An 11,896-nucleotide genomic window follows, 5' to 3' on the forward strand; every position below is an offset into this window, starting at 1 on the left:
GCCACTGGTATCCGGGGGTATCCGCGTGATGACTGTTCAGCCGCGCGAAACCACGGTCAGCACCGTCTTGCCCGGACCTGACTTACTGGACTGCGCCTCACTGGTCTGGCGCAACGGGAAAATGGCGACAACCGTCGGCGTCAGAGGTCCCTGCGACACCAGCTCCTGCAACGCCGTCAGGCCCAGCCGGTCGGCTTCGACGAGGATCCGGCGCCCGCCAGTCATCTGACGGATACCGGCCACAACCGGATCTCCGGCACGGTGGGTGGATGTCGAGCGCGCGAACAGTCAGGAACGCCTCAGTCGTCGTGACCGGAGGTCAACGCGGCCCGGGCAAGGCCATCGTCGACGAATTGCTTACCCGAGGTGCGGGCAAGGTGTACGCGACCAGCCGAGGCCCTGACCGGATTCCGATCACCGGATCGTCCCTGTGGAACTCGACGTCACCGACGAGCAGTCTGTGGCGGAGCTGGCGCCACGGTGCATCAACGTCGTCGGCGTCTACCTCGGTTACACCGACACGTCCATGGTCGCCGACATCGATATCCCCAAGAACTACCCCGCCGACGTGGCGCGCCAGATCGTCGACGCCATAGAGACCGGCGCAGCCGAAGTGATCGCCGACGAGTTCACCCGCCGGGCCCGCGCCTCGGTGTTCCGCTAAACCGCTACCCAGAACGGAATTTCACTCATGGGCACAGCAACCCAGGTCGACACCCCCAATTTGAGCGTCGAGGCCACCAACGGCGTGCGATACGCCTATCGGCGGTTCGGGAGCACCGACAATTCGGCCCCTCCGCTGGTCTGCTTCGTGCATTACCGCGCGAACCTGGACAACTGGGACCCGGCCTTCGTCGATGCGCTCGCCGAGCAGCGCGAAGTGATCCTCGTTGACCTCGACGGCGTCGGTGCCAGCACCGGCCGCACGCCCAATACCGTGGCTGAAATGGCGCACGGCGCAATATTTTTCGTCGACGCGCTTGGGCTCACGCACATCGACCTGCTCGGCTTCTCACTGGGCGGGTTCGTCGCCCAGGAGTTCGCGTTGATGCGGCCCCACCAAGTGCGGAGGTTGGTGCTGGCAGGCACCGGGCCCCAGGGCGGCGAACGGATGCACATGTATGTTCCCGAGGTCCTGGAAGTCGCCATCAGGGACGCGATCGACGGCGAGGGCCTGCTGACCATGTTCTTCGAGAAGTCCGCCTCCAGTCTCGCCCTGGGACGCGAATTCCTCAGCCGACTGCGACTGCGGCAGAGCGACCGCGACACGACGGTGAACGCCGATACCGTTGCCGCGCACATGACCGCCATCTCCACTTGGGGCATCCCGGACCCGGCCAAACTGGTTCGGCTGCGGGCGATCAACCAACCCACACTGGTGGCCAACGGCGACAACGACATCATGGTCCCGACGCCCAACACCTATCTCCTCGCCGAGTACCTGCCCAACGCGCAGCTGAAGATCTATCCCGATGCCGGCCATGCGTTCCTGTTCCAATATCCGGCCGCGTTCGCCGCCGACGTCAATCAATTCCTCGGACGATAGGTCGGGTGTGTCCATGAGTTCTGTCAGCCTGGCCCGGTCAGCGCCAGAGATCGCCACCGTCACCTTCGCCAATCCGCCGGTCAACCTGATAGATCCGCAGACGGTGTCCGCGTTGCACGCCACCATCGACCAGCTCGGCGCTGACGACGACGTCAAAGTGGTCGTATTCGCCAGCGCCACCGACGGTTTCTACTTCAACCATTTCGACCTCACCAAAGCCGCGGATTTCCCCACACTCGCCGACAACGTCCCAGCCTGGATCGATCTGGTGATTCGCCTCACGAAGGCGCCGTTCGTCAGCATCGCCAAGATACGCGGTAGAACCCGCGGAGGTGGCAACGAATTGGCACTCGCCTGCGACTTACGTTATGCCAGCGAGGAATTGGCCCTATTCGGCCAGCCCGAGGTGGGGACCGGCATCCTGCCCGGCGGAGGTGGCTCCGACAGGTTGCCCCGCTTGATCGGACGGGATCGCAGCCTGGAAGCCATCCTCACCAGCGCTGATTACTCCGCAAAACTTGCAGCTCAATACGGCTGGGTGACGCGCGCGATGCCCGATGCCGAACTCGACACGTTTGTCAGCACGCTGGCGACACGGCTGGCCTCCTTCGACAAGCAAGTGCTTGCCGGGGCGAAGGCGCAGGTGAACCGAGCATCACTGCCGCCCGACGCCGATCTGCTCACCGAGTACGCGGAATACTCGCGATCGTTGGGATGGCCCAGCTTTGCCTCCGGATTCGCCCGGCTGGGAAAGCAATTCGCCAGCCACGGGCTAGACGTCGAGCTGAATCTGGGCGATTACCTGGCCAGGACCGAGGACGGCAGCTAGCGCAACCCCCACCGGGGGAAGGGGACACCCATGACTCAGACCTCCACGCGGATGCCGCCGCGTACACCTTCTTCCGCGGCCTAGCCGCCAGCGGTTGGCACACCGCGGCGATCACCATGCGTCTGCTCGTGACCTGCCTACCCTTGGCGACCGGCATCATTGGCACGGGGATCGAACTGAGCTGGCCGTCCCCGGCGCGACCGGGCGACCATTTGCACGTCGAGGTCGAGATCACCGACGTCCGGTTCGATGAATCTACGGCTCAACGTCGCCACCACCGCACACGAGGCAATCTGGGCCGTCACCGTCAACGACGTCGCGCCGGACGGAACGTCGAAGGTACTGACCAACGGCGCCCTGTCGGCGTCGAATCGGGCGCTCGATCCCAGCAAATCGACCTACGCCTCGGACGGCAGTCTCGTTGGCGCGCACCACTTCTTGTCGCGCAAGCGCAAACTGCCCGTACCGCCCGACGCCCCGGTGCGCATCGACGTCGATCTCGTCCCGACCGACGCCGTCCTCGAACCCGGCCATCGGCTACGAGTCGACGTGTACGCGGCAAGTTTCCCGCGTTACCTGACCGTCGTGCCGGATCTGGTCAAGGCGCGCGGCCGCAGGCAACGCTTGATCCTCGATCCTCGACCCTGAGCACCCGAGTCACCTGACTTTCCTTGCAGGCGAAGGGCTCTGAGGCATCGCGTCACACAAACGTCGCGTCTCAGATTCAACTTCACGAACACCATGCCGTGCTAGCACCTACACGCCGTAGCTGCACTCAGATGCGACGCTCCCCGTAGCACCATTTCGCAGGCCGATGTCGAATGCAATGCTGGACGGAAGAGCGTCGCCACAACACGCCGAGCCCGCCGAGGAAGAACGCATGTTGTACCTGTAGACGACCGACATGCATTCGATAAGCTCCGCGGAGAGGCAGACGTGACCCGGTTAGCACTGACTCACAGGCACATAGTCGTCAATCGTAAGAACAAGGACCTTACAGACACGCGCGGCCACGCCGGCAGACTCGGCACGCTGTCTCGCGCGAGCAGGCCGCGCGTACAACCGCTCTACTCCACGGCGCACGGGCGCCGAAATGTCACCTTCTCCGGGAATTCTCACCGCGAGCAAGCCTGCTCGATCGTGTCTCCGACCAGCGGTAGGCGCCAGCCGTGAACGCGTCAGCGGTCTACAGCGCGGAGAGCATTTGGTCCTCTGCCCTCGATAGGGGCGGTCTTGTGGACTTCCACGGCTCACACCTCTACGTGTCCACTCAAAGACGATTCGCCGACATAGCGTCGATTCAGAGATACGTTGACGAAATACTCTCAATGGACTCTCTACGCAGCAGGTACCCCACAGCGGGCCCAATCCAAGTAAGAGAACGGCGCGGACAAGGCAGCGCTCACTACGAGCCTGCAACCTCAACCATGGCAATTCCTATGCACCGCAGGGAGTTCGGCCGCGAGAGCATCGTGTTGCACGAACTCGCCCACCACCTGTCGGTAGCGGCAGGAATTCCGGCGTCGCCGACGGGCACGCGCTGGCACGGGGTGGAGTTCCGTGAAGCGATGCTCTACCTCGCGCGCGTCGTACTAGGAGAACCCGAGGCACTATTACTTCGTTCTTGGTACCACTCCTCCGGGGTTCGCGGTGGGTAACTCCTCGTTACCGAACTAGCAAGAGAACCCACCACGTCCGAGCTGCCTACAACCCGAACGACCCCGCCGACAGCGACCTGCCAGCGCTGGCCACCATATTGTGCGGAACACGCGCCTCGCTCACCGTTTCGCCGTCAAGGACGATGAGCGAGGCGTTCCCTGCGGGCCTCGTACCAAGCGATCACTTCGGGGGTGGAGAGCGCTACTGTGACAGGGCCGCGTCGCACAAACACTTTCTCCGCGTTCTGCTTCTTCGGGTCCTTTACCATCACCGGAGTTGATGACTGACGCTCAGGTACTGCGATGATGGCCACGTAGTCGCCGGAACTTGTAGGCACCCATTCCAGGCCGAGTTGCAGCGACTCCCAGGTGTCACTGAAATTGTCGCGGACGTAGTGGACGAACTGCTGATACCACCCGTCCCGGTCAGGGTGCCTGCTGCCTGAGGCCGCGAAATCGGCCGCCAATCCGAGCACCTCCCCTGCGTCGTCCTGGCCGATGATCAGGTGCCCGCCGTCGGTGTTCGCCAGCGCGGCGATCGACTTGCCGACTGCATGCTTGAGGATGTCTTTCGACACCCCGCCGCGAGTCGGGTCAGTCGGTGTGAGAAACGACGATTTCCGTTCGAGCCGTTGCGATTCAGGCTGCGCGAGGAGCGACGCAACATCGTGGTGGGTGTCGCGAGGTGAGGTTTTAGCCGCGACTCGCCAGTTGCTGGTCTCTCGAGTCTCGTCGCACACTGCGGTGATGATGTTGCCAATCCATCGAGCGTTGTCGGGGCAGAGGTCGACGATCGCATCGTAGGTGACGCACGCACCGACGAGAACGACGTGGCCGCTGCCGTAGGTATTGATCGTGGCCCACGGCGCGACGTCTAGACGCATGTCGGTATCCATGTTGAGGGTGACGGTGAACTTGTTACCGGTGGAGACGATGTCGGCGGTGGTCGGTGCCAGTTCGATCGCTGACGCCGCCAGGACTGAGTCAATGCCGTCGAAGACTGGCTGGTAACGAGGGGCCAGCGCCGACATTTCGCCAGGGAGATAGTACGTTGCTCCATTTGCGCCAGCAGTCTCGTCGTAAAGGTAGCGGCCAGTGGGCACAGCGCCGAACAAGCCACCGGCACCTTGCATGCGATCACTCACCTGCAGCGTGTCCCTGGTTAGGTCGGCGATGATGAGTTGTCCGCCGCGGCGCACAAACTCCTCTGCCGCCGAGTAGGGGAGTTTTTCCGCGCCCGCGCCGTCTATCCAACCGCCTTCCAGGAGGACGACGTCGACATCGGCGAGGTCGGCAACTGGCATGACGAATTCATCAGCGACGCGAGTTTTCCACAGGCGCGAGTCAGGCAGCGCGATCGCACCGCACACCCGCACTTGGTGTTCACTCGCAAGATGACGGGTTAGTGAACGGCCGAAGTGCTCGATACCCGAATAGGTGAGCTGCGTTGCGATGTAGACGATCTTCACCCGTACTTCCTATCCCACGCCGAGTTGCGCACTGACCTGGGGTCATCGACTCACGAAACACGAGCTTCCGAGTTGAGCAGCGAGTTTGTGGGCATGGGATGCCTCGACGAGTCGCCGCTCTCTCAATGCAGCTCGAGTTGATCGGCCCATGCTTCAAAGTCGATACCTGATGGGGCGCGGCGGCACGACGCTCCCCGACCCTTCGCGCCCGGCGACCGCACATTCCGAGGCCGACCCCGCCGTGACTAGGCTCGACGAGGTCAGCACTTCGCACTTCGACACGCAGGGAGTCCACGCGATGACGCCGCGCTCGCACACCATCGGGAAGTCTGCCGCGATCGCGATCGTCGGCGCCGCGATCGTCGGGGGTGCACTCACCGGCTGCAGTTCGTCGTCGGGTGAGGTCTCCACGGTGTCGGCGCCCTCGACGTCGTACGTCGACAACCCGGTCGACCCCGCCCAGCTCAACCAGGTGCTCGACCGCATCGCCGCCACCGGACTGCCCGTCACCGGCCGTCACGACGCGACCGCCGCGCGGTGTCCGGCGGCCGGATGCAGCAGTGCCGTCGAGTCCGATCAAGTGATCCTCATGCAGTTTCCGAGCACCGGCCGCGCGCAGCTCTACGCGGGCGCACATCCGGGAGATTTCCAAGTCGTCGACCTCGTGCTGACCTTTCCCGCGGGCACCGACGCGGCCCAGAACGAGCGCTATACCCAAGCACTGCAGGGCGAGATGCGCTGAGGCGCGCACCCTAGCCCTCGAGCGCCCCGCGGGCAGCACCGAACTCGCGATCGGCACCGATCTTCGCCCGACGCCCCGCGCGGTCGCCCGCCTGACGCGCGCCCTCCGAGTACCCCGACGACGCACTCGTCGGCCGCCAGGTGCCGCGCGCCGTCGACTCGGTCTTGTAGAAGCTGCTCACCTCGAGTTCCTTGTCGCGCAACGCAAGTGCGGTCGACGTCGAGCCCGCGGGAAGTTCGCGAGAGTCGTCACGCGCCACCGCCTCCTCCCGTGCGGCGTCACGTGCCTCGGTCAGTCGCACGCCGATCCGCTCGGCGAACGCCGACTGAAAGTTCAACCGTGCGGTGATCGGGGCGAGCGGTTTACGTTCGACAACTCTCCTCGACCGCCAGCCCGTCCCCTTGCGCACCACCCGCGCCGACGTCTCGCCCCGGTAATCGCCCGACCGCAGGTAACCGTCGCTCGCCGCGACCATCTGGATCAACAACGACGTGTAGAGCGCCTCGCATGTGTCGATGTCGGCCTCGTATCCGTACGCCAGCACGAAGGTGTTGTTGCCCGCGACGTCGACCGTCACGTCGTTGGCACGCGCGATCGCGACGAAAAGCTGCACGTACGTGCGCAATCCACGTTTTCCGGTCTCGCCGATCGCGACCTGTCTGGTGATCGGCGTCGTCTTTCGCCGTGCCGCTGGATCGTGCGCACGGGCGACCGCCAGGTCGATCGACGCCGACGTCGCCAATCGTTGCGCGGCTTGCATGAAGGTCTCGGCCTCATGCTCGTTGTCGGTGTTCTCGGCCTGCCGCAGCAACCCCGCGATCCGGGTGAGGAGTTTGTCGTCGCGCATACAGATCAGACTAGATCGACTGTCGTTTGGTTCCACTCCGCGCAGGATTTCTCGAATCCCTTGACTTTCCCAGTAGGAAAGTAGACACTACTTTCCTATACGGAAAGTAGCCCACGGCACCCACGGCCAAGACCTCCCACCGAGGAGACCCTCATGGACATCACCCCCGACCAGGCGCGCGAGGCGCTCGGGTCCGCCGACGACGCACGTCGCCGGGTCGCCGACGACCTCGGCCTTCCCCGCAGCTACTGGTGGGCGATGGCCGCCTCATGGATCGTTCTCGGTGTCATCAGCGCATTCGCTCCCCCGTGGGTCACGACCGTCGCCACCATCGCGTTCGGCGCCGCGCACTCGGCGATCGCATCCCGACTCTTCGACGGCCGACGCGCAAGCACGCATGTGCGCCCCGCCCTCAGCGTCGCCGATCGTCGCATACCGTTGATCGTCATCGGCATGCTGCTGACCGCGGTCGCCGTCACAGTCGCGGCAGCACTGGTGCTCGACGCCGACGGCGCACGGCACCCGTCCATCGGGGCGGCGGTGTTCGTGGCGGCGATACTCGGCTTCGGCGGACCGCAGATCTTCGACGACATCCGCAGGCGAGTGGGCGCGTGAGCACACCGAAATTCGACGAGCTGATCCACCCGAGCACCCGACTGACGCTCGTCGCGACCCTCGCCGCCGCCGATTGGGCCGATTTCGGCTACCTCAAAGAACGGCTCGCCCTGTCCGACTCAGCGTTGTCCAAGCAGCTCGCCACCCTGGAATCCGCAGGCTACGTGAGCACCGAACGTCCGAGCACCGGCCGTCGACGCAGCGTCCGAGCCCGCCTGACTGACGCCGGACGCGAGGCCTTCAGCGGCCATGTCGCCGCGCTCCAGGCCATCGTCGGCGGCACGCAACAAGACAGCGTGCAACAGGCCAGCACGGAATAGACCACGCCGCGCCCGACCCCGAAGTCACCGAGCGGCGCTACAGCCCGAACTTGTCCTGCATCTCCCGCAGCGTCTCGGCGGACTTCATCAGTCCCTCGTGCTCGGCGTCGGACATCTTGATCTCGAGTCGGCTGCCCGCGCCGTTGCGGTCGATGAGCGTCGGGAGTGACAGACATACGTCGTCGAGTCCCTCGTACCCGCCCGTGACGGTCGAAATCGGCATCACGCGGTGTTCGTCGTTGAGCACCGCCTCGATGATGCGCGTGGTCGCGAGCCCGATGGCGTAGTTGGTCGCGCCCTTGCCCTCGATGATCTTGTACGCCGCGTGCACCACCTCGTGCTGGATGCGTTCGCGCGCCGGTGCGTCGATGGCCTGGCCACCCGGCAGGGGCTTCCACTCGAGCAGCGGCACCCCGCCGATCGACGCCGAACTCCAGAGCGGGATCTCGGAGTCGCCGTGCTCGCCGACGATGTAGCCGTGCACGTTCTGCACCGCGACGCCGACGTGCTGCGCGATGAGGAACCGCAGACGCGACGAGTCGAGCACCGTGCCCGATCCGAACAGCTGATTGCTGGGCAGCCCACTGTATTTCAGCGCCGCGTAGGTCACGATGTCGACAGGGTTGGTGACCATGATGTAGATCGCGTTGGGCGCAACTTTGATGGCACCGGGCAGGATGTTCTTCGTCAGATTGATTGTGGCTTCGGCCAATTCGAGCCGCGACTGCCCGGGCTTCTGCTTCGCGCCCGCGGTGAACACGACGACGTCGGCGTCGGCGCAGACCGACACGTCGTCGTCGCCGATGATGTCGGCGCGCGGCACGAATTCGAGTCCGTGCGAGAGGTCGAGGACTTCCGCGGTCACCTTCGACGTGTTGATGTCCATCAGCGCGATCGTGCGCGCGACACCGCGGATCAACGACGCGTACGCAATGGCGGTACCCACAGCGCCTGCGCCGATGATGGCCAACTTGCTCGGTCGGGCTTGTCTCACGTTCAACCGCCTGTGTCTCGTGCTGCCCCGAAATCCTGCCCCTGGTGCCGATTATCGTCGGCCGACGCCGCGCCCGCAGCCTGATCGCCGATCATTTCACTCGCCGTCCATACCGTCGTTTCACGACGGGTATGACCATCACACTCATGAATTCGTCGCGATGTCCGTTTCTGGCATGCGAAATCGCCACGGAGAGCTTATGTTCTGCTGGTCTTGCGCATCGCAACGTGGCGTCGCACCATCACTTACCGGGGGAGCTCACCCATGCCTGAAGGCCATGACACCCTTGCCGAGGATCTTTCCGACGACGAGGCCCACCTCGCGAGACTCGGCTACACCCAGGAACTTCACCGCTCGTGGTCCGGTTTCTCGAACTTCGCGATCTCGTTCTCGATCATCTCGATCCTCTCGGGCTGCTTCACGTCGTTCGGACTCGGATGGAACAACGGCGGACCGGCCGCGATCGCATGGGGCTGGCCGATCGTCTCGATCTTCATCCTGCTGATCGGATTCTGCATGGCCGAGCTCGTCTCGGCATACCCGACGTCGGGTGGAATCTATTGGTGGGCAGCCAAACTCGGCGGCGCCAAGGCGGGCTTCTACACCGGGTGGCTCAACCTCATCGGCCTCGTCGCCATCCTGGCCTCGGTCGCGTATGGCGCAGCTACCTTCCTCGACCTCACCATCGGCACATTCAGCCAATCGTGGCTCGACGGCTACAGCCTGACCCGAGTGTTCGTCATCTTCCTGATCATCCTGGCGTGCTCAGCCCTGATCAACATCTTTTCCGGTCACCTGCTCTCGATGCTCAACAACATCTCGGTCTGGTGGCACGTATTCGGTGCTGCCGCAGTCATTCTCATCCTCTTCCTGCTCCCTGATCAGCACGCGTCCTTCTCCGACGTCTTCGCCAAGACCGTCAACAACAGCGGCATCTTCGAAGGCAAGACGTCGGGCTTCGGCTTCATCCTGTTCGTGCTGCCCATCTCGGCGATCCTCACCCAGTACACGATCACCGGTTACGACGCCTCCGCCCATCTCTCCGAGGAGACCAAGGGCGCGGCCAACGCTGCGGCACAGGGCATTTGGCGTTCCATCGCCTACTCGGCCGTCGGCGGGTGGATCTTGCTGCTCAGCTTCCTGTTCGCCGTCCAAGACGCAGACGGCGTCTCCAAGGGTGGCGGCGCCGTCGCGACGATCTTCACCCAGGCACTCACCTCGAAATGGGCGGGCGTCGTGCTGATCATCTCCACTGCGGGCCAGCTCTTCTGCACCGCGGCGTGCCAGACGAGTGCGTCGCGAATGATGTTCGCGTTCAGCCGCGACGGCGCCGTGCCCGGCCACAAACTCTGGTCCAAGGTCCGCTCGAATGGCATGCCCGCCAACGCCGTTGTCGTGACAGCCGTCATCGCCGCGATCATCACGCTGCCCGCTCTGGTGCCGGTCGACATCAACGGCGCACCCGTGCCCGTCGCCTTCTACGCGGTTGTCTCGATCGGCGTCGTCGGGTTGTACCTGTGCTTCGCGGTCCCGATCTACTTCCGCTGGAAGGCAGGAGACTCGTTCGAGGCCGGCTCGTGGACACTCGGCTCCAAGTACAAGTGGATCGCACCGATCGCTCTCATCGAGATCGCGCTGACCTCGCTCGTCGCCATGTTCCCCACCTCGCTCGGCGGCATGCCGTGGGACGCGAGCTTCGAGTGTAAGTACGTCAACTACACCCCGCTGCTCGTCGGCGGCGCACTGATCCTGCTCTACGGCTACTGGCACCTGTCGGTGAAGAAGTGGTTCACCGGACCGATCAAGCAGGTCGACGCCGCGCCCGTCGACGTCTGAGGCGGTGCGTGATTAGCTCGGAAGTGACACAGTCACGCCGCGCACGCGGCCCGTCGGAAGAGGACAGCGTTGTCACTTCACGAAATCGAGTTCACGTCGGCCAACGGTCGCGACACCATCTTCGGTTGGGTCTACGAGCCCGCGACCAAGACGCGAGGCATCATCCACATCGTCCACGGACTCGGTGAGCACTCACGCCGCTACCTACGGCTCATCACCAAGCTGCTCGACGCCGGATTCGTCGTCGTCGCCGACGACCACGCCGGACACGGCAAGACGGCCATGACCTCGGGAGTCTGGGCAGACGCCGGAGACGACGCCGACAAGGTCGTGGTGGCTGACGAACGCACCCTGCGCGACAAGGTGCGTGAGCTCTACCCCAACCTGCCCTACGTCGTCTTCGGGCACTCCTGGGGTTCGATGATCGCGCGCGGTCTCGTGTCCGACGACAGCGACTGGCTCAAGGGCCTTATCCTCTGCGGCATCGCGGCCCAGATCCACGGCATCGACGACGTCCTCGACCGCGACGCACTCGCCGCGGAGTCCGACCCGACGTCGACAGCGACGGAGACGTACGCGGGCCAGATGTTCGAGGGATTCACCGCGCGCTTCGGCTCCGACGCCTTCCCCACGGCATGGGTGGCGCGCGATCCGGGCGTCGTCCGCGACCACGCCCGCGACCCGTTCAACAACTTCGGCGCACCCATGTCCGTGCGATTCATCCGCGGATTCGTCGATCTCTACGACGCCGTCAATGCCGACACCTGGTATCCGACAGTCCGCTCCGACCTGCCCATCCTCATCCTTGCCGGCGACGCCGACCCCGTCGCCAACTTCGGCGAGGGCGCCTACCACGTCGGCAATCAGCTCGCCGCGAGCGGACACGCCGACGTGCGCACCCGCATCTACACCGGCTACCGGCACGAGGTACACAACGAACCACCGATCCGCGACGAGGTCGCCGACGAGATCATCGCCTTCGCCGAGCGCGTCGTCGGATAGGCGGCGTCGTCGGACAGCGGAACGTCGTCGGATAGGTC

13 protein-coding genes and 1 pseudogene are annotated in these 11,896 nt (G+C 64.5%); 10 read left to right on the forward strand and 4 right to left on the reverse strand.

The window, feature by feature from the left end; translation table 11 throughout:
- Positions 1–36: 36 nt before the first annotated feature.
- Positions 37–243, reverse strand: coding sequence for a hypothetical protein (locus tag ACRVY7_RS07215; protein ID WP_431816563.1), 207 nt, complete (start codon positions 241–243; stop codon positions 37–39).
- A 187-nt stretch (positions 244–430) separates the two neighbouring features.
- On the opposite strand from ACRVY7_RS07215, the gene ACRVY7_RS07220 reads away from it, so the two are divergent.
- The 5 genes and pseudogenes from ACRVY7_RS07220 (at position 431) to ACRVY7_RS07240 (ending at position 4,033) form a co-directional block, all read left to right on the forward strand.
- Positions 431–664 carry a Rossmann-fold NAD(P)-binding domain-containing protein gene (locus ACRVY7_RS07220; RefSeq protein ID WP_431816564.1) on the forward strand — a complete coding sequence of 78 codons (234 nt, stop codon included), beginning with the start codon at positions 431–433 and terminating at the stop codon, positions 662–664.
- 27 nt (positions 665–691) lie between these two features.
- Complete coding sequence (locus ACRVY7_RS07225) at positions 692–1,546, forward strand: alpha/beta fold hydrolase (RefSeq protein WP_431816565.1); 855 nt, start codon at positions 692–694, stop codon at positions 1,544–1,546.
- 13 nt (positions 1,547–1,559) lie between these two features.
- On the forward strand, positions 1,560–2,375 hold the full coding sequence (locus ACRVY7_RS07230) for an enoyl-CoA hydratase/isomerase family protein (RefSeq protein ID WP_431816566.1): 816 nt from the start codon (positions 1,560–1,562) through the stop codon (positions 2,373–2,375).
- Positions 2,376–2,606: 231 nt separating this feature from the next.
- A pseudogene (locus ACRVY7_RS07235) lies at positions 2,607–3,066 on the forward strand (CocE/NonD family hydrolase C-terminal non-catalytic domain-containing protein); the annotation flags it as partial.
- Positions 3,067–3,544: 478 nt separating this feature from the next.
- Positions 3,545–4,033 (forward strand): TIGR04338 family metallohydrolase, encoded by a 489-nt coding sequence (locus tag ACRVY7_RS07240; protein WP_431816567.1) that lies wholly within the window; start codon positions 3,545–3,547, stop codon positions 4,031–4,033.
- A 134-nt stretch (positions 4,034–4,167) separates the two neighbouring features.
- Here ACRVY7_RS07240 and ACRVY7_RS07245 read toward each other — a convergent pair whose 3' ends face one another.
- On the reverse strand, positions 4,168–5,502 hold the full coding sequence (locus tag ACRVY7_RS07245) for an AlbA family DNA-binding domain-containing protein (RefSeq protein ID WP_431816568.1): 1,335 nt from the start codon (positions 5,500–5,502) through the stop codon (positions 4,168–4,170).
- Between the two features lie 148 nt (positions 5,503–5,650).
- Between ACRVY7_RS07245 and ACRVY7_RS07250 the strand changes: the two genes are divergently transcribed.
- A complete protein-coding gene (locus ACRVY7_RS07250; protein WP_431816569.1) occupies positions 5,651–6,244 on the forward strand; it encodes a hypothetical protein in 594 nt (197 codons plus the stop codon).
- A 10-nt stretch (positions 6,245–6,254) separates the two neighbouring features.
- Here ACRVY7_RS07250 and ACRVY7_RS07255 read toward each other — a convergent pair whose 3' ends face one another.
- The gene (locus tag ACRVY7_RS07255) at positions 6,255–7,091 is read right to left on the reverse strand and encodes a DUF2786 domain-containing protein (RefSeq protein WP_270483917.1); all 837 of its coding nucleotides are present in this window, start codon (positions 7,089–7,091) and stop codon (positions 6,255–6,257) included.
- 153 nt (positions 7,092–7,244) lie between these two features.
- Here ACRVY7_RS07255 and ACRVY7_RS07260 point away from each other — a divergent pair, with 153 nt between their 5' ends.
- Both ACRVY7_RS07260 and ACRVY7_RS07265 read left to right on the forward strand, forming a co-directional pair.
- Positions 7,245–7,706, forward strand: a complete 462-nt coding sequence (locus ACRVY7_RS07260) for a hypothetical protein (RefSeq protein WP_431816570.1) — start codon at positions 7,245–7,247, stop codon at positions 7,704–7,706.
- Positions 7,703–8,026, forward strand: coding sequence for a transcriptional regulator (locus ACRVY7_RS07265; RefSeq protein ID WP_431816571.1), 324 nt, complete (start codon positions 7,703–7,705; stop codon positions 8,024–8,026). Before ACRVY7_RS07260 ends, ACRVY7_RS07265 begins: the two co-directional genes overlap by 4 nt.
- A 37-nt stretch (positions 8,027–8,063) precedes the next feature.
- Here ACRVY7_RS07265 and ACRVY7_RS07270 read toward each other — a convergent pair whose 3' ends face one another.
- Complete coding sequence (locus ACRVY7_RS07270) at positions 8,064–9,020, reverse strand: L-lactate dehydrogenase (protein WP_231894108.1); 957 nt, start codon at positions 9,018–9,020, stop codon at positions 8,064–8,066.
- A 264-nt stretch (positions 9,021–9,284) separates the two neighbouring features.
- On the opposite strand from ACRVY7_RS07270, the gene ACRVY7_RS07275 reads away from it, so the two are divergent.
- Positions 9,285–10,856, forward strand: a complete 1,572-nt coding sequence (locus ACRVY7_RS07275) for an amino acid permease (RefSeq protein WP_431816572.1) — start codon at positions 9,285–9,287, stop codon at positions 10,854–10,856.
- Positions 10,857–10,925: 69 nt separating this feature from the next.
- Entirely contained in the window at positions 10,926–11,858 is a 933-nt protein-coding gene (locus ACRVY7_RS07280; protein ID WP_431816573.1) for an alpha/beta fold hydrolase, read from the forward strand.
- Positions 11,859–11,896: the final 38 nt, after the last annotated feature.

Origin of the sequence: Gordonia jacobaea (assembly GCF_965344965.1) — a bacterium.
Classification (GTDB): Bacteria; Actinomycetota; Actinomycetes; order Mycobacteriales; family Mycobacteriaceae; genus Gordonia; species Gordonia jacobaea.

Bases quoted from the DNA above. Each gene is read 5' to 3' on its own strand.
- ACRVY7_RS07255 (WP_270483917.1), bottom strand. From the start codon at position 7,091: ATGCGCGACGACAAACTCCTCACCCGGATCGCGGGGTTGCTGCGGCAG.
- ACRVY7_RS07250 (WP_431816569.1), top strand. From the start codon at position 5,651: ATGCTTCAAAGTCGATACCTGATGGGGCGCGGCGGCACGACGCTCCCC.
- ACRVY7_RS07275 (WP_431816572.1), top strand. From the start codon at position 9,285: ATGCCTGAAGGCCATGACACCCTTGCCGAGGATCTTTCCGACGACGAG.
- ACRVY7_RS07260 (WP_431816570.1), top strand. From the start codon at position 7,245: ATGGACATCACCCCCGACCAGGCGCGCGAGGCGCTCGGGTCCGCCGAC.
- ACRVY7_RS07230 (WP_431816566.1), top strand. From the start codon at position 1,560: ATGAGTTCTGTCAGCCTGGCCCGGTCAGCGCCAGAGATCGCCACCGTC.
- ACRVY7_RS07225 (WP_431816565.1), top strand. From the start codon at position 692: ATGGGCACAGCAACCCAGGTCGACACCCCCAATTTGAGCGTCGAGGCC.